Here is a 15193-nt window from a genome sequence, read left to right on the forward strand (position 1 = left end):
CGCGCCGCTCACTTGGCGTCCGCATAGCACTCCACCACCGCCGTGGTGAACGGGAACCGCACCGGTGTCGGGCCGAAGGTCAGCCGGCCTGCGAGCTCCGCCGCTTCCCGGATCGCCGCGACGACGGCGTCGGCCTCCTCCCTCGGGCAGTGCACGATCACCTCGTCGTGCTGGAAGAAGACCAGCTCCGCCGCCTTGTCGGCGCAGGACTGCCGCAGCGCGGCGAGCAGCAGCAGGGCCCAGTCGGCGGCGCTGCCCTGGACCACGAAGTTGCGGGCGAAACGCCCACGGGCGCGGGCGTTGGTGGAGGCGTAGCCCGGCACCCACTCCTGCGGCGCGGGGGTGTCCGGCTGCTGTGCCTGGGGGATGCCCGCCTCCTCGGGCACCTCGTCGAAGGCCCCGGCGGCCGGGGGGCAGGTGCGCCCGAGCCAGGTCCGCACGAGCCGTCCCTCCTCGCCCGCGCGGGCCGCGTCGTCGACGTACGCCACCGCACGGGGGAAGCGGCGTCTGAGCGCGGCGAGGTTCTTGAGGCCGTCGCCGGAGGTCTGGCCGTAGACCGCGCCCAGGACGGCGAGCTTGGCCTGGGCACGGTCGCCGGAGAAGGCGCGGTCGGACACCGACTGGTAGAGGTCGCTCTCGCGGCCGGCCACCTCCATCAGCCCGGGGTCGCGGGAGATCGCCGCGAGCACGCGCGGCTCCATCTGGTCGGCGTCGGCGACGACCAGGACCCAGCCGGGGTCGGCGACGACGGCCCGGCGGATGACCTTGGGGATCTGGAGTCCGCCTCCGCCGTTGGTCACCCAGCGGCCGGTGACGGTGCCGCCGGCCAGGAACTCGGGCCGGAAGCGTCCGTCGCGCACCCAGTCCTGCAGCCAGGACCAGCCGTGGGCGACCCAGATCCGGTAGAGCTTCTTGTACTCGATCAGCGGTTTCACGGCCGGGTGGTCGACGGACTCGATCTCCCACCGGCGGGTGGAGCCGACCTTGATACCGGCCCGCGCGAACGCCTTGACGACGTCCGCGGGGAGGTCGGGCCGCACCCGGTGCCCGAACGCCGCGGACACCTCCTCGGCCAGCTCGGCCAGGCGGCGCGGCTCGCCGCCGCCCGCGTAGCGCTCGCCGAGCAGGTCGTACAGGACCTCGCGGTGCACGTCGGCCCGCCAGGGCAGTCCCGCGCGGTTCAGCTCGGCGGCCACCAGCGTGCCGGCCGACTCGGCGGCCGTGAGCAGCCGCATCCGGTCGGGGTTGGCGGACCGGTCGTGCCGGCGCTGCTGCTCGGCGTAGACGGCGAGCAGGTCGTCCAGGGGGAGGTGGAGTCCCCGGGGTTCGAAGAGCGAGGACTGGGCGCGGGGCTCGGCGGAGCGCTGCGGCGGATCGGTCGGTACGGGGCCGCCGCGCAGCCGGGCCAGGGCGGCAGCGGCCGAGCGCGGCTGCCCGTGGTGTCCCTCGTGGCCCAGCAGGAGGGACTCGGCGGCCTCCACGTCGTAGCACCGCTCGACCCGCACCCCCGCGGTGAGCAGGCGCGGGTAGATCTCGGAGGTGGACCGCCACACCCAGCGCGAGACGTCCGGCCGGGCGCGCACCGCCTCGGCCGGTCCGGCCTCCCGCCGCACCGGTCCCGCGGGCAGCCCGCCGGGGCCGAGGGGGGCGACCTCCACGCCACCGTCCTCGGCCACGGCGAGTGCCCACCGGTCGGCCATGTCGCGAGTGTCGCAGGCGGCACTGACAACCGCCCCGCCGTGGCCGGGGCGCGGTTCTCAGCCCTCCTCCTGCTCGGCCTCCGTTCCGTCCGGCCCCTGGGCTTCCCGGGTCACCCCGATGAACTGGGCCAGCGCGTCGGTGACGTACCGCTCGGTGGTCTCCTTGTCGAGGCCGAGGCCGCTGAGCACGCCCTCGCCGTGCTCGTGCTCCAGCAGGGCGAGCAGGATGTGCTCGGTGCCGATGTAGTTGTGGCCGAGGCGCAGGGCCTCGCGGAAGGTGAGTTCGAGGACCTTCTTGGCGGCGGGGCCGTAGGGCACCAGCTCCGGAACCTCCGCCGCGGCGGGCGGGAGCGCCGCGGTAGCCGCCTCCCGCACCGCGTCCAGCGTCACGCCCTGCGCGGCGATCGCCTTGGCGGAGAGGCTCTCGTCCTCCGTGAGCAGGCCGAGGACCAGGTGCTCGGGCAGGCCCTCGGTGTTTCCGGCGGTCTTGGCCGCGTTGTGGGCGGCCATCACGGCGTTGCGGGCGCGGGGCGTGTAGCGGGTGAAGCCCTGGCTCGCGTCCAGGTCGGCGGACTCCTTGGGCACGAAGCGCTTCTGCGCGGCCTGCCGGGTGACGCCCATGCTCCTGCCGATGTCCGTCCAGGACGCGCCCGAACGCCGGGCCTGGTCCACGAAGTGGCCGATGAGGTGGTCGGCCACCTCACCGAGGTGTTCACCGGCGATGACGGCGTCCTGGAGCTGTTCGAGAGGCTCCGCGTGCACCTTCTTGATCGCCGTGATGAGTTCGTCGAGGCGTACGGATGACGTGATGCTCGGGTTCGTCGTCATGTGTCAACCGTAGGTTGCGCCCCCTCGACCGTCAACCCGTGGTTGACAGGCGGTGGTGGTCACCGGGTCCTTGGGCGGCCGTGGCACCATCGCCGGGTGAGTACGTCCCACACCGTCGACCGTGCCTTCGAGGCCGCCCTGTACGACAGCGGCGACACCGCCCTGGACGCCGCCGCATCGCTGCTGGCGGCCGACCGGGTGGCGGACGCCGAACTGGCCCGGCGGGGCGAGGAGTTCGTCACGACCGCCTGGCGGCGCGGCTGGCAGCCCGCCGACCTCGTACGGATCGTGCGGCGCGAGCTGGACGACCCGCACGTACGGCTGGTGGCGGCGCTGATCCGCGCCCAGGCGCCGGACGACCGCCCGCGCGGGCCACGCTGGGCCGCCCAGCTCGACGCCGTACCGGACCAGGCGCCGCCCCGCACCGACCGCTTCTCGCACGCCACGGCCGTACTGGAGCTGTACCGCCTGCTGCTGCGGCTGCCCGAGCTCGAACCGCTGGAAGCGCCGCGGACGCCGGGCGCACCCCGCGGCGAGGCCCGGCCCGAGTCCCGCGCCCTCGCCCGCATCCGCGCGCTGCTCGCCAAGGCGGAGGCGACCGGGTATCCGGAGGAGGCGGAGGCGCTGAGCGCCAAGGCGCAGGAGCTGATGGCCCGGCACAGCGTCGACGAGGCGCTGCTGGCGGCCGGCGCCCCCGCGCCCGACGCGCCGGGTGCCTGCCGGATCGGGGTCGAGCCGCCGTACGAACAGGCCAAGGCGGTGCTGCTGGACGCGGTGGCCGACGCCAATCACTGTCGCGCGGTGTGGAACGAACCGCTCGGCTTCTCCACCGTCGTCGGTTTCGAGGGCGATCTGGAGGCGGTCGAACTCCTCTACACCTCGCTGTTGGTGCAGGCCGAGGCCGCGATGGCGAGGGCGGAGGCGGCGCAGCGCGCCGGCGGACGCAAGCGGACCAAGACCTTCCGGCAGTCGTTCCTCGCCGCCTACGCGCACCGCGCGGGCACCCGGCTGCGGGCGGCGGCGGACGCGGCCACCGCCGAGAGCGGGGCGGTGGCGGACGTGGACCTCCTGCCGGTGCTCGCCTCCCGGGAGGTCGCCGTCACCGACCGGCTGGAGCGACTGTTCCCGGAGACGACCACGACCCGGCTGCGCGGTGTCTCCGACGCGGCGGGCTGGACGGAGGGCACCCGCGCGGCCGACGACGCCCGGGTCGAGCGCCGACGGCCGCTGCGCTAGCTTCTACGGAGTGCCGGAACGGCTCAGGAGCCGAGGCCCTCGGTCGGCAGGCCCGGAGGCAGCGAACCGCCCTCGGACCTGGTGTACGTCTCCTCGCCTACGCCGCCCTCCCACGTCACTACGAGCGAGGTGTCGTCGACCGACTCGACCGTGCCGGTCGCCCGGTCGTCGCTGCCCGCGGTGCACTTCAGGCGGATCGTGCGGGTGCCGGAAGCCTCGCCTGCGGTGCCGCTGCACACGGTCCCGCCGGTGGCGAAGAGGGCGGCCTTGCCGCCGGTGACCATCAGGGCGACCGCCTGGCCGTCGGCGGTGGCCAGCCAACTGCCCTCCAGTTCCCCGGCGGCGGAGGGTGATCCGCCCGAGCCGCCACCGGTCTCCGCGCTCGCGGATGCGGTTGGCGCCGCCGACGACTTGTCACCGCCGCCGGAGCCGCCACCGGAACCACCGCCGGAGCCGCCGCCGTCGGAGTCACCGCCGTCGGTGCACGCGGTCACCGCCAGCGCGCCCATCAGCCCGACGGCCACGGCCGCGGCCCGCACGGACCGCCGGGCCGACCGCCCGCGCGGACTCGGGGCACCCTCGGACGTACCCGTGGCTGCACCCTCGGGCGTACCCGTACCCGTACCCGCAGCCGCACTCGTCGCGTTCGCCGTGCTCGCCGTACTGCCCACAGTCACCCATGTCACCGGAAGCTCCAAGCTGTTGCCGGGCGGCCGTTCGGCCCCAAGACAGCCGCAAGTTACCAGGACGACTTGCGCACCCCGGGAAGGTGACCGGCGTGCGCCTGCTCACGCAGGTTCACCCGGGAGAGCCCGAAGGTGCGGAGGTAACCGCGCGGGCGGCCGTCGACCTGGTCGCGGTTGCGCACGCGCGTGGCGCTCGCGTCGCGGGGTTGCCTGCGCAGTTCCCGCTGGGCGGCGAGCCGTTCGGCCTCCGTGGAGGACGGCCGGCGGACGATCTCCTTCAGCTCGGCCCGGCGCTCGGCGTACCGGGCGACGGTCCGCTGTCGCTGCTCGTTCTTAGCGATCTTGCTTTTCTTCGCCATCAGATCCTCACTCCCCGGGCACGGATGCGCGCCACGGCCGCCTCGACGCCGATCGCGTCGACGGTCTTGATCCCCTTCGTGCTGAGCCGCAGCCGTACGTGCCGGTTCTCGCTCGGCAGCCAGTAGCGCTTGGTCTGGACGTTGGGGTCGAAGCGGCGGGAGGTCCGCCGGTGGGAGTGCGAGACGCGGTTGCCGAAGCCGGGCCGGGCCCCGGTCAGCATGCAGTGGGCGGACACGGTGACGTACCTCTCCTTCGGGTCGGAGGACCCCTAGCTGTTAATGGAATTCATTTTCAGTAAGATACCAGCCATGGCACGCAACGAACTCCGCCCGGTCATCAAACTCCGGTCCACCGCCGGGACCGGTTTCACCTACGTCACCCGCAAGAACCGCCGCAACGACCCGGACCGACTGGTCCTGCGCAAGTACGACCCGGTCGCCGGCCGCCACGTCGACTTCCGAGAGGAGCGCTGACCCGTCATGCGCGAGGGCATCCACCCCGAGTACCGCCCGGTCGTCTTCCGCGACCGCGCCGCCGACTACGCCTTCCTCACCCGCTCGACCATGACCAGCGAGCGCACGATCGAGTGGGAGGACGGCAACACCTACCCGGTCGTCGACGTCGAGATCTCGAACGTCAGCCACCCCTTCTACACCGGCACCGCCCGTGTCCTGGACACCGCCGGCCGTGTGGAGCGATTCGAGCGCCGGTACGGGAAGCGGGACGGGGCATGAGCGGGTCCGACCGCCCGGTCATGCCCGTGGTGATCGTCGGCGGGCTGCACGTCGACGCCCGCAAGGCGGCCGTGGCCCGGCTCCTCGCCGACGTGCCCGGCAGCGTCGTCCTCCACCACGACCTGGCGACGGCCACCGCGGGTACGGTCGTGCGGACCGTGCGGGACGCCGCCGGCATCCTCTCCGCCGACGAGGCGCCGCTCGTCAACGACTGCGCCTGCTGCGCCCTGCGCGAGGACCTCGTCCCCGAACTTGCACGCCTCGCGGGCGCCGGTGGTACCCCGCTGGCGGTCGTCGAGCTGTGGGACTCCGTGGAGCCCAGGGCGATGGCGGAGGTGGTGACGGCCGGCGGCTTCACCGTCACCGGCGTGATCACCGCCGTCGATCCGGCGCTGGTGCTGCCGTACCTCGGCAACGGCGACGACCTCGCCGAGGGCGGCCTCGCCGCCGCGGCCACCGACCAGCGCACCGTCGCCGACACCTTCGCGCGCCAGCTGGAGTACGCCCCCGTCCTCGCCCTCGCCGACTCCCCGGAGGCCGACGACGAGGACCGCGAACTGCTGGCCCAGCTGCACCCGACGGCCCGCCGGGTCCCGATCGGCCACGGTGACCCGGCGGGCGCCCCGCCCGCGCCGTCCGGGCCACCGCACTCGTCCGCATCGGCCCGCCTGTCCGAGCCGAGCCGCCCGTCCGAGCTGGCGCGCGCCGCCCTCGCCGGCTTCGACGTGGAGGCCGCCGCCGCCGCTCAGCACCCGGCCTGCGCCCTGCTGCCCGCCGAGGCCGACGCGCACGGCGTCACCACCCTGGTGTGGCACAGCCGCCGGCCCTTCCACCCGGAGCGGCTCTACGCGGCGCTGGAGGACCTGACCTGCGCCGCGGCCCGCAGCCGAGGCCGGTTCTGGCTCGCCGACAAGGCGGACACGCTGCTGCACTGGGACGCCGCCGGCGGAGCGCTGTGCGTGGAGAGCGCGGGGCCGTGGCTCGCCTCGCTGCCCGACGCGGCCTGGGAGCTGGTGCCGCCGGTGCGCCGCGCCGCCGCCGCACTGGACTGGCACCCCGAGCACGGCGACCGCTGCCAGCACCTGGTCTTCACGTCCCCCGGCCTCGACCGCGACGGCCTGGAACGGCTCCTGGAGGCCTGCCTGCTGACCGACGCCGAGTACGCCGCCGGACAGGCCGCCTGGGAGCGCCTGCCGTCCGCCTTCGACACCCTCCTGGAGGTCTGAGAGCCCATGCCCCGCAAGAACGACCGCAAGCCCGCCAAGCAGCGGCCCAATCCGCTGGACCGGGCCGGAGTGACGTACATCGACTACAAGGACACCGACCTGTTGCGGAAGTTCGTCTCCGACCGCGGCAAGATCCGCAGCCGCCGGGTCACCCGCGTGACGTCCCAGCAGCAGCGGCAACTGGCCCGGGCGATCAAGAACGCCCGGGAGATGGCGCTGCTGCCGTACTCAACGCGCTGACCTGCGTCGCGAGCCGTTACCGGCGCCGTATCACAGGGGCCCGCTCGTCGGAGCGGGCCCCTGGTTTCGTTGCATGTTGTTGCATGTTCTTCGTATCCGGGGGCATACGCGGGAACGAGTTCTTCGGAGCGGGCGTCAAAGAGTGCGGGACTCGGTCAAGCGGTCGTCGAAGCCGTAACCGCGGGAGCACCGCGCGTGCACGTGCATTTGCTGATGCATTCGCACGTGAGCGGGTTATGATCCAGATCAGTTGACCACTGCATCAATGGCCACATCAGCCAGTGCACCACCGGGGAGCGACCTGTGGACCACGACGTGTACGACGTGTACGCCGCTGACGACGCGTCCGGCGTGTACAACGGCATGGCAGCCACGCAGTTGCACGACGTGGCCTGGCAGAAGAGCCGGCACAGCAACTCGCAGGGGTCGTGCGTGGAGTTCGCGCGGCTGCCCGACGGCGCGGTGGCGGTGCGCAACTCCCGCTTCCCCGACGGGCCCGCGCTCGTCTACACGCGCGCCGAGATCGAGGCCATGCTGCTGGGCGTCAAGGACGGCGAGTTCGACCACTTGGTCGCCGGCTGACACGTGCGGTCGCCGGCTGACCTGTCCCGGTCGCGAGCCGACACGGCCCGGCCGCCGGCCGACACGCGGAGAACCGCGGCACGTGAAGGCGCCGCGGTCCGTCGTCACTCGTAGGCCGGGCCGGTCCCCCCGTCGGGCCGCCCGAGCCGGAACAGGGCCCAGACCACCTTGCCGTCGAGCGTGCCGGCGAGCGGGTGCCAGCCCCAGCTGTCGCTGAAGGAGTCGACGAGGAACAGGCCCCGGCCCGACTCCGCCGAGAAGTCGTCCGTCTCGCGCGCCACCGGGCTGTCGTGACTGGGGTCGCGCACCGCGCACACCAGCCGCTCGGGCCAGCGCATCAGGTGCAGCCGGACCGGGCCGTTGTGTTCGGACGTACGCGGCGTGTCGGCGGGCAGCGCGTGGCGCAAGGCGTTGGTGACGAGTTCGGAGACCACGAGGCAGACGTCGTCGAAGCGGTCGCTCATGCCCCAGCCGTCGAGCGTTCTGCGGGTGAACTTCCTGGCCTCGCGCACCGCCTCGAAGCGCGGCGGGAGGGCGCAGGAGGCGGCGTTGGACACGGCCGCGGGGTCGAGTGGCGGAAGGCCCTGCCGTAACGGCTCGAGCATGGTCGATCCATTCGTCCCCATGCGAGGCACTCCCCCGAAATTCGCGGTCCGTAGCGATGCGGCGCGGTGGTGCGGGACCATGGTTTCCGATGCGTACCGCAGATGCAAGGGCAGATGCACGTGCACGCGACCGAAATGGGCCTGCCCGTACCGCTTGTTGGTCAATTTTTCCGTCATCTTCGCCTGCCCTTCATCCCGTCTCGCGGCCGGTTCCCGGTGGTTCCGTGCATGATCTGCGCGTTCCCTTGGGCTCCCTTCCGTTTCCGTAACCGGGCGAGTACTGCTCGGAGTGTTTTAGTGGCAGACTTCGCCCCTGGAGACGGTTGGGGAGGCTGGCGAAGGTGAGCGCGGGAGAGCCCGGATCGGTGGTGCGGCGCATGCTGCTCGGATCACAACTCAGGCGATTGCGTGAGACGCGGGGGATCACGCGGGAGGCGGCGGGCTACTCGATCCGCGCCTCCGAGTCGAAGATCAGCCGGATGGAGCTGGGCCGGGTGAGCTTCAAGACGAGGGACGTCGAGGACCTGCTGACGCTGTACGGCATCACGGACGAGCAGGAGCGCAACTCCCTGCTCTCGCTGGCCAAGGAGGCCAACGTCGCGGGCTGGTGGCACAGTTACTCCGACGTGCTGCCCAGCTGGTTCCCCACCTATGTGGGCCTGGAGGGTGCCGCCTCGCTGATCCGGGTCTACGAGGTGCAGTTCGTGCACGGCCTGCTGCAGACCGCGGAGTACGCCCGCGCGGTCGTCCGGCGCGGCATGAAGGGCGCCGGCGAGGCGGACGTCGAACGCCGGGTGGCCCTGCGCCTGGAGCGGCAGAAGCACCTCGTCGCCGAGAACGCGCCCGAGTTCCACATCGTCCTGGACGAGGCCGCGCTGCGCCGTCCCTACGGCGACCGCGAGGTGATGCGCGGGCAGCTCCAGCACCTCATCGAGATGTCCGAACGCCCCAACATCCGCCTCCAGGTCATGCCGTTCGGCTTCGGCGGGCACTCCGGCGAGAGCGGCGCGTTCACGATCCTCAGCTTCCCAGAGTCCGACCTCTCGGACGTCGTGTACCTGGAGCAGCTCACCAGCGCGCTGTACCTCGACAAGCACGAGGACGTCACCCAGTACGAGACCGCGCTGAAGGAACTCCAGCAGGACAGCCCGGGGCCGGACGAGAGCCGGGACCTTCTGCGAGGTCTTCTCCAACTCTCCTGAAACATAAGTACGATGACGCTCAATCAGGCCGCTTGCTCGTGCGGACGCGGCGGCAGCTATGGGGATTGAGGGATCACATGTCGTCGTACTTCACCGACCTCGCCCAGCAGTACATCGACGGCGAGTGGCGACCGGGCACCGGCTCCTGGGACATCATCGACTTCAACCCGTACGACAACGAGAAGCTGGCCTCGATCACCATAGCCACGGTCGACGAGGTCGACGAGGCCTACCGGGCCGCCGAGCGCGCGCAGAAGCATTGGGCGGCGACGAACCCGTACGCCCGCCGCGCGGTGTTCGAGAAGGTGCTGCGCCTGGTCGAGGACCACGAGGCGGAGATCGGTGACGCGATCGTCGCCGAGCTCGGCGGCACCCGCCTGAAGGCGGCCTTCGAACTGCACCTCGCCAAGGAGTTCCTGCGCGAGGCCGTGCACCTGTCGCTGCGCCCCGAGGGCCGGATCATCCCCTCGCCGGTCGACGGCAAGGAGAACCGCGTCTACCGGGTGCCGGTCGGTGTCGTGGGCGTCATCAGCCCCTTCAACTTCCCCTTCCTGCTCTCCCTGAAGTCGGTCGCCCCGGCCCTCGCCCTCGGCAACGGCGTCGTCCTCAAACCGCACCAGAACACTCCGGTGGTCGGCGGCACCCTGGTCGCCAAGCTCTTCGAGGACGCCGGCCTGCCGGGCGGCCTGCTGAACGTCGTCGTCACGGACATCGCGGAGATCGGCGACGCCTTCCTGGAGCACCCGGTCCCGAAGGTCGTCTCCTTCACCGGCTCGGACAAGGTCGGCCGCCACGTGGCCACCGTCTGCGCCGCGAACTTCAAGCGCTCGGTCCTCGAACTCGGCGGCAACAGCGCCCTGGTCGTCCTCGACGACGCCGACGTCGACTACGCGGTGGACGCCGCCGTCTTCAGCCGGTTCGTGCACCAGGGGCAGGTCTGCATGGCCGCCAACCGTGTCCTGGTCGACCGTTCGGTCGCCGACGAGTTCACCGAGAAGTTCGTCGCCAAGGTGGCCGGCCTCAAGACCGGCGACCCGCGCGACCCCTCGACGGTCATCGGCCCGGTGATCAACTCCTCGCAGGCGGACGCGATCTCGGCTGTCGTCGAGCAGGCGCTGGCCGAGGGTGCCACCGCCCTGGTGCGCGGCACGACCACGGACAACCTGGTCGAGCCGTCGGTCCTGACCGGCCTGCCCGCCGACTCCGCCCTGCTGAAGCAGGAGGTCTTCGGCCCGGTCGCCTTCCTCGTCCCCTTCGACGGCGAGGAGGAGGCCGTACGTCTGGTCAACGACACCCCGTACGGCCTGAGCGGCGCTGTGCACACGGGGAACACCGAGCGCGGCGTCAACTTCGCCAAGCGGATCGACACCGGCATGTTCCACGTGAACGACGGCACCGTGCACGACGAGCCGATCGTGCCCTTCGGCGGCGAGAAGCACTCCGGCATCGGCCGCCTCAACGGCGACACCATGCTGGACGCCTTCACCACGCAGAAGTGGATCTCGGTGCAGCACGGGCGGAGCGGCTTCCCGTTCTGAGTACGGGCGGTCCGGCGCGGGGGCGGGACCGGGGCGTGACCCGTCCCCGCTCCCGCCTACGCTGGGTGCCATGTCAGTGATCCGACTCCTGGTGCTCGGCGCGGTGCGCCAGCACGGGCGGGCCCACGGCTACCAGGTGCGCAACGACCTGGAGTACTGGGGCGCGCACGAGTGGTCCAACGCCAAGCCCGGCTCGATCTACCACGCGCTGAAGCAGATGGCGAAGCAGGGCCTGCTGGTCGCGCACGAGATCGCTCCGTCGACCGCGGGCGGCCCGCCGCGCACCGAGTACGAGATCACCGCGCAGGGTGCCGAGGAGTACTTCACGCTGCTGCGGGAGTCCCTCACCGCGTACGACCAGAAGCCCGACGTGCTCTCCGCCGGGCTCGGTTTCATGGTCGACCTCGGGCGCGAGGAGGTGCTCGGCCTGCTGGAGGAGCGGATCCTCGCCATCCAGGAGTGGCGCAGGTCCGTCACCGAGTACTACACGCCCGAGGAGGGGCCCGGGCAGCTCGGTCACATCGGCGAGATCATGCACTTCTGGGTGCACTCAGCCGACACCGGCGCCGAGTGGACCCGCGCGCTGATCGAGCGCATCCGCGGCGGCGCGTACACCTTCGCCGGGGAGGGCGAGCCGTTCGTCGGCGTCCTCGGCGAGGGCGAGGAGAACCCGTACGGCGCGGGATAGCGGCATCCCGGCGACCGGGACTGACGAACTCGGTCGACTGATCAAGTTCGACTAACCCCCTCGACGGGCATACCTCCCCTGGGCTAGTAGTCAAGTTTTACTAATCAGGGAGGCCGAGTGACCGACGCGGCGATCACCCTCGAAGGCGCACGCAAGAAGTACGGCGACAAGCCCTGGGCGCGGTGGGCCTGCTCCTGCTGTTCCGGTTCGCGATGCTGTGGGTCGGCATCCACCTGGCCCCGGTCGCCGGCAAGCCGGAGACGGTGCAGGCGGTACAGATACTGGTCTGGCCGGTCGGCTTCCTCTCCAACGCCTTCGCCACCCCCGACGCCATGCCGGGCTGGCTGGGCACGCTCGTCGGGTGGAACCCGGTGTCCCACACCGCCACCGCCGTACGCGACCTGTTCGGCGGCCCCGGCGGCGAGGCGGGGCACGTGTGGGCGGCGGTCGGGTGGCCGCTCGCCCTCGTGGCGGTGTTCTTCCCGCTGGCGGTGCGGCGGTTCGCCCGGCTCAGCCGCTGTGGGCAGCCGTCTGCGGCGGGATCCGAACGACAGCCGCTGATGGTGGCAACCGGTGGCCGCACCCTTGTCCCGGGTCAGCGGGTGCGGCTGCCGGCGCAACTGGGGCAGCAGCCGCTCCAGCTCCTCCACCAACAGGTCCGCCACGTCGGCCGAGAAGCCGTTGCGGTACACCACACGCAGCGCGGACAGGTCCTGGCGGTGCGGCGGGAAGGTGCAGGCGGGCACCAGCCAGCCGCCCTCCCGCAGCCGGGAGACGTCGAACACGTCGTACGACGTCACGTCGTCGGCCGTCGTGAAGGCGAACACCGGCAGCCCGCGGCGCCGACGGGTCGGGCGCGTGCCGGAGGTCGGCGGGCATCGCCACACAGCGCCGCTCCAGCTCGGCGGTGCGCGGGTACTCGTCCTTGTCGATCAAGTTCTTGTCCCGGCACTCGGCCATCAGCACCCCGGCCTGCGGCCCCATCCAGGTGGTGACGAAGGTGGCCCGGCTGGGCGCGCGCTGCCGTCCAGCATCAGCTCGTCGTGGACCAGCCGGTACGCCGTCTGGTGGGGCAGCGGGGAGTCGGGGAGGCGGTGGGTCGGCGCCTCGGTCATGCCGCCGAGCGGGTTCGTCACCGCGTGGAACGGGTTGACGGCGAACCGGCTCCGGTCACGGCCGTCGTCGTGGGACTCGTGGGGTCCCTGGTGCAATGGCATGCAGCCGACGGTAGGTCCGGGTCCCGGACCCCGCACTCGGGCTTGCACCTCACGTCGCGTGAGGCGGCAGCGTGGAGGGCGTCAGAGAAGGGAGCGGAAGTGAGCTACTCCGTGGGACAGGTGGCCGGCTTCGCCGGAGTGACGGTGCGCGCCCTGCACCACTACGACGACATCGGCCTGCTCGTCCCGAGCGAGCGCAGCCACGCGGGCCACCGGCGCTACAGCGACGCCGACCTCGACCGGCTGCAGCAGATCCTGTTCTACCGGGAGCTGGGCTTCCCGCTCGACGAGGTCGCCGTCCTGCTCGACGACCCGGACGCGGATCCGCGCGCACACCTGCGCCGCCAGCACGAGTTGCTGACCGCCCGGATCGAGAAGCTGGAGAAGATGGCGGCGGCCGTGGAGCACGCCATGGAGGCACGCAGCATGGGCATCAACCTCACGCCCGAGGAGAAGTTCGAGGTCTTCGGCGACTTCGACCCCGACCAGTACGAGGAGGAGGTCCAGGAGCGCTGGGGAAACACCGACGCCTACCGCCAGTCCAAGGAGAAGACCGCCTCGTACACCAAGGAGGACTGGCAGCGCGTCCAGAACGAGGCCGACGAACTCACCCGGCGCTTCGTCGCGCTGATGGAGGCCGGAGAGCCCGCCGACTCGGAGGCGGCCATGGACGCCGCCGAGGACCACCGGCAGGGAATCACCCGCAACCACTACGACTGCGGGTACGAGATGCACACCTGCCTGGGCGAGATGTTCGTCTCGGACGAACGTTTCACGCGAAACATCGACGCCGCCAAACCCGGTCTCGCCGCCTACATGCGCGACGCGATCCTCGCCAACGCCGTCCGGCACACCTCCTGAGCGGTGGTCGTGGCCCGGGGCTCATTCCCGGGCCACGACCACCGCCGTCCCGTACGCGCACACCTCCGTGCCCACGTCCGCCGCCTCCGTCACGTCGAAGCGGAAGGCCAGCACGGCGTTGGCCCCCCGCGCGCGTGCCTGCTCGACCAGCCGCTCCATCGCCTGGTTACGGGTCTCCACCAGCGTCTTGGTGAGCCCGCGCAGCTCGCCGCCGACCAGCGACTTCAGCCCGGCGCCGATCTGGCTCCCCAGGTGCCGGGAGCGCACGGTCAAACCGAATACCTCCCCGAGCACCTCCTGCACCCGATGTCCCGGCAGGTCGTTCGTGGTCACGACGAGCACCTCGGGCCGAGGGCCCTGTCCGCCGCCGTATTCTTCAATCCCCATGGTTCTCAGGCTTCCCCGGGCGGGGGGGGGCAGTGCACCCCCAGCCGTCCCGTGGAACCTGGAACCGGACGGCTGCGTTGATACGTTTGGGCAGCCAGCCCCCGCCCGCCCCATAGTGCAGGAGCCACATTCCCGTGACCACGCTTGCGCTCGGCCCCGAGTGGCTGAGCCCGGACTACCTGATCGAGACCTTCGCTCTGCCGGGCATCCTGCTCATCGTCTTCGCCGAGTCCGGACTCTTCGCGTTCCTGCCCGGTGACTCGCTGCTGTTCACCGCGGGCCTCTTCGTCGCCCAGGGCGAGTACATCAGCCAGCCGCTGTGGCTGGTGTGCACCCTGATCGTGCTGGCCGCCGTCATCGGCGACCAGGTGGGGTACATGATCGGCAAGTTCCTCGGCCCCAAGCTCTTCAACCGCCCGAACTCCAAGCTCTTCAAGCAGGAGAACCTGGACAAGGCCCACGAGTTCATGGAGAAGTACGGGCCCAAGGCGATCGTCCTGGCCCGCTTCGTGCCGATCGTGCGCACCTTCGCCCCCATCGTGGCGGGCGCCGGCCGCATGCAGTACCGCACGTTCCTCACGTACAACGTCATCGGCGGCATCGCCTGGGGCACGGGCGTCACCCTGGCGGGCTACTGGCTCGGGCAGATCGAACTCATCCGGACCAACGTCGAGCCCATCCTGGTCCTGATCGTCGTCCTCTCGGTCGTCCCGATCGCCATCGAGTACCTGCGCGAGCGCAAGAAGAAGAAGCAGGCACCGGCGGTCCAGCCCCCGGCGCCCCAGGGCCAGCAGCCACAGCCGTCGTACCCGGTGATGGACGACGCCACGACCCAGCTCCGCCGCGTCGCCCCGTACGAGCAGCCGCCGCAGCAGTACCAGCAGCCGCAGCAGCAGCCCTACGCCCAGCAGTACCAGCAGTACCCGCAGCAGCCGTACGATCCGCAGGGCTACCAGCAGCCGTACAACCAGGGGCACTGACACGGAACCGAGTGGGGGGGGCGGGGCTCGCGAGAGCGGCCCCGCCCCCACTGCGTGTCCTAGTACTCCAGTTAGAAATCGTTGCCTGAGCTGGTCGGTTTCGTTGTGCTGGACATGGTGGGG

At 71.5% G+C, this 15193-nt stretch carries 18 protein-coding genes and 2 pseudogenes; 12 read left to right on the forward strand and 8 right to left on the reverse strand.

Translation table 11 applies throughout. From position 1 onward, the window contains the following. Nucleotides 1–8 precede the first annotated feature (8 nt). The gene (locus IE142_RS21780; protein ID WP_191887294.1) at nucleotides 9–1700 is read right to left on the reverse strand and encodes a bifunctional 3'-5' exonuclease/DNA polymerase; all 1692 of its coding nucleotides are present in this window, start codon (nucleotides 1698–1700) and stop codon (nucleotides 9–11) included. 57 nt (nucleotides 1701–1757) lie between these two features. Then, nucleotides 1758–2528 carry a Clp protease N-terminal domain-containing protein gene (locus IE142_RS21785; protein WP_191887295.1) on the reverse strand — a complete coding sequence of 257 codons (771 nt, stop codon included), beginning with the start codon at nucleotides 2526–2528 and terminating at the stop codon, nucleotides 1758–1760. A 96-nt stretch (nucleotides 2529–2624) separates the two neighbouring features. Here IE142_RS21785 and IE142_RS21790 point away from each other — a divergent pair, with 96 nt between their 5' ends. Then, nucleotides 2625–3764: a DUF2786 domain-containing protein gene (locus tag IE142_RS21790; RefSeq protein WP_191887296.1), complete on the forward strand. Its 1140-nt coding sequence runs from the start codon at nucleotides 2625–2627 to the stop codon at nucleotides 3762–3764. Nucleotides 3765–3787: 23 nt separating this feature from the next. Here IE142_RS21790 and IE142_RS21795 read toward each other — a convergent pair whose 3' ends face one another. The 3 genes from IE142_RS21795 to rpmB form a co-directional block, all read right to left on the reverse strand. Continuing rightward, entirely contained in the window at nucleotides 3788–4303 is a 516-nt protein-coding gene (locus tag IE142_RS21795) for a hypothetical protein (RefSeq protein WP_191887325.1), read from the reverse strand. A gap of 200 nt (nucleotides 4304–4503) precedes the next feature. Continuing rightward, on the reverse strand, nucleotides 4504–4809 hold the full coding sequence (gene rpsN, locus IE142_RS21800; RefSeq protein WP_191887297.1) for a 30S ribosomal protein S14: 306 nt from the start codon (nucleotides 4807–4809) through the stop codon (nucleotides 4504–4506). Further along, a complete protein-coding gene (gene rpmB / locus IE142_RS21805) occupies nucleotides 4809–5045 on the reverse strand; it encodes a 50S ribosomal protein L28 (RefSeq protein WP_191887298.1) in 237 nt (78 codons plus the stop codon). Before rpmB ends, rpsN begins: the two co-directional genes overlap by 1 nt. Before the next feature lie 73 nt (nucleotides 5046–5118). On the opposite strand from rpmB, the gene rpmG reads away from it, so the two are divergent. From rpmG to IE142_RS21830, 5 genes are all read left to right on the forward strand, one after another. Continuing rightward, nucleotides 5119–5283: a 50S ribosomal protein L33 gene (gene rpmG / locus IE142_RS21810; RefSeq protein WP_019329852.1), complete on the forward strand. Its 165-nt coding sequence runs from the start codon at nucleotides 5119–5121 to the stop codon at nucleotides 5281–5283. 6 nt (nucleotides 5284–5289) lie between these two features. Continuing rightward, nucleotides 5290–5544 (forward strand): type B 50S ribosomal protein L31, encoded by a 255-nt coding sequence (locus IE142_RS21815; protein WP_191887299.1) that lies wholly within the window; start codon nucleotides 5290–5292, stop codon nucleotides 5542–5544. Then, complete coding sequence (locus tag IE142_RS21820) at nucleotides 5541–6770, forward strand: CobW family GTP-binding protein (protein WP_191887300.1); 1230 nt, start codon at nucleotides 5541–5543, stop codon at nucleotides 6768–6770. The genes IE142_RS21815 and IE142_RS21820 overlap by 4 nt, the downstream gene beginning before the upstream one ends. 6 nt (nucleotides 6771–6776) lie before the next feature. Continuing rightward, on the forward strand, nucleotides 6777–7010 hold the full coding sequence (gene rpsR, locus IE142_RS21825) for a 30S ribosomal protein S18 (protein WP_191887301.1): 234 nt from the start codon (nucleotides 6777–6779) through the stop codon (nucleotides 7008–7010). A gap of 303 nt (nucleotides 7011–7313) precedes the next feature. Next, nucleotides 7314–7592, forward strand: a complete 279-nt coding sequence (locus IE142_RS21830; RefSeq protein ID WP_043371843.1) for a DUF397 domain-containing protein — start codon at nucleotides 7314–7316, stop codon at nucleotides 7590–7592. Between the two features lie 104 nt (nucleotides 7593–7696). Here the strand turns inward: IE142_RS21830 and IE142_RS21835 are convergent, their stop codons facing one another. Continuing rightward, nucleotides 7697–8218 (reverse strand): ATP-binding protein, encoded by a 522-nt coding sequence (locus IE142_RS21835; RefSeq protein ID WP_191887302.1) that lies wholly within the window; start codon nucleotides 8216–8218, stop codon nucleotides 7697–7699. A 344-nt stretch (nucleotides 8219–8562) separates the two neighbouring features. Between IE142_RS21835 and IE142_RS21840 the strand changes: the two genes are divergently transcribed. From IE142_RS21840 to IE142_RS21855, 4 genes and pseudogenes are all read left to right on the forward strand, one after another. Then, nucleotides 8563–9399, forward strand: a complete 837-nt coding sequence (locus IE142_RS21840; protein ID WP_494403303.1) for a Sco1979 family transcriptional regulator — start codon at nucleotides 8563–8565, stop codon at nucleotides 9397–9399. 77 nt (nucleotides 9400–9476) lie between these two features. Further along, nucleotides 9477–10937 (forward strand): aldehyde dehydrogenase family protein, encoded by a 1461-nt coding sequence (locus tag IE142_RS21845; RefSeq protein ID WP_191887303.1) that lies wholly within the window; start codon nucleotides 9477–9479, stop codon nucleotides 10935–10937. A 70-nt stretch (nucleotides 10938–11007) separates the two neighbouring features. Then, on the forward strand, nucleotides 11008–11625 hold the full coding sequence (locus tag IE142_RS21850; RefSeq protein ID WP_191887304.1) for a PadR family transcriptional regulator: 618 nt from the start codon (nucleotides 11008–11010) through the stop codon (nucleotides 11623–11625). A 173-nt stretch (nucleotides 11626–11798) separates the two neighbouring features. Then, nucleotides 11799–12143 (forward strand): annotated as a pseudogene (locus IE142_RS21855) (ABC transporter permease); the annotation flags it as partial. Between the two features lie 42 nt (nucleotides 12144–12185). Here the strand turns inward: IE142_RS21855 and IE142_RS21860 are convergent. Further along, nucleotides 12186–12842: pseudogene (locus tag IE142_RS21860) on the reverse strand (hypothetical protein); the annotation flags it as partial. A 99-nt stretch (nucleotides 12843–12941) separates the two neighbouring features. Here IE142_RS21860 and IE142_RS21865 point away from each other — a divergent pair. Then, nucleotides 12942–13703, forward strand: coding sequence for a MerR family transcriptional regulator (locus tag IE142_RS21865; protein WP_191887305.1), 762 nt, complete (start codon nucleotides 12942–12944; stop codon nucleotides 13701–13703). Between the two features lie 21 nt (nucleotides 13704–13724). Here the strand turns inward: IE142_RS21865 and IE142_RS21870 are convergent, their stop codons facing one another. Then, nucleotides 13725–14090, reverse strand: coding sequence for a YbjQ family protein (locus IE142_RS21870; RefSeq protein WP_029394329.1), 366 nt, complete (start codon nucleotides 14088–14090; stop codon nucleotides 13725–13727). A 134-nt stretch (nucleotides 14091–14224) separates the two neighbouring features. Between IE142_RS21870 and IE142_RS21875 the strand changes: the two genes are divergently transcribed. Further along, nucleotides 14225–15070 carry a DedA family protein gene (locus tag IE142_RS21875; protein ID WP_191887306.1) on the forward strand — a complete coding sequence of 282 codons (846 nt, stop codon included), beginning with the start codon at nucleotides 14225–14227 and terminating at the stop codon, nucleotides 15068–15070. Nucleotides 15071–15193: the final 123 nt, after the last annotated feature.

The sequence above is a fragment of the Streptomyces mutabilis genome (assembly GCF_014649815.1).
Taxonomy (GTDB): domain Bacteria; phylum Actinomycetota; class Actinomycetes; order Streptomycetales; family Streptomycetaceae; genus Streptomyces; species Streptomyces mutabilis.

Excerpts from the sequence above, each read along its gene's own strand:
- IE142_RS21780 (WP_191887294.1), bottom strand. The coding sequence starts at position 1,700 with ATGGCCGACCGGTGGGCACTCGCCGTGGCCGAGGACGGTGGCGTGGAG.
- IE142_RS21785 (WP_191887295.1), bottom strand. The coding sequence starts at position 2,528 with ATGACGACGAACCCGAGCATCACGTCATCCGTACGCCTCGACGAACTC.
- rpsN (WP_191887297.1), bottom strand. The coding sequence starts at position 4,809 with ATGGCGAAGAAAAGCAAGATCGCTAAGAACGAGCAGCGACAGCGGACC.
- rpmG (WP_019329852.1), top strand. The coding sequence starts at position 5,119 with ATGGCACGCAACGAACTCCGCCCGGTCATCAAACTCCGGTCCACCGCC.
- IE142_RS21815 (WP_191887299.1), top strand. The coding sequence starts at position 5,290 with ATGCGCGAGGGCATCCACCCCGAGTACCGCCCGGTCGTCTTCCGCGAC.
- IE142_RS21820 (WP_191887300.1), top strand. The coding sequence starts at position 5,541 with ATGAGCGGGTCCGACCGCCCGGTCATGCCCGTGGTGATCGTCGGCGGG.
- rpsR (WP_191887301.1), top strand. The coding sequence starts at position 6,777 with ATGCCCCGCAAGAACGACCGCAAGCCCGCCAAGCAGCGGCCCAATCCG.
- IE142_RS21835 (WP_191887302.1), bottom strand. The coding sequence starts at position 8,218 with ATGGGGACGAATGGATCGACCATGCTCGAGCCGTTACGGCAGGGCCTT.
- IE142_RS21845 (WP_191887303.1), top strand. The coding sequence starts at position 9,477 with ATGTCGTCGTACTTCACCGACCTCGCCCAGCAGTACATCGACGGCGAG.
- IE142_RS21850 (WP_191887304.1), top strand. The coding sequence starts at position 11,008 with ATGTCAGTGATCCGACTCCTGGTGCTCGGCGCGGTGCGCCAGCACGGG.
- IE142_RS21870 (WP_029394329.1), bottom strand. The coding sequence starts at position 14,090 with ATGGGGATTGAAGAATACGGCGGCGGACAGGGCCCTCGGCCCGAGGTG.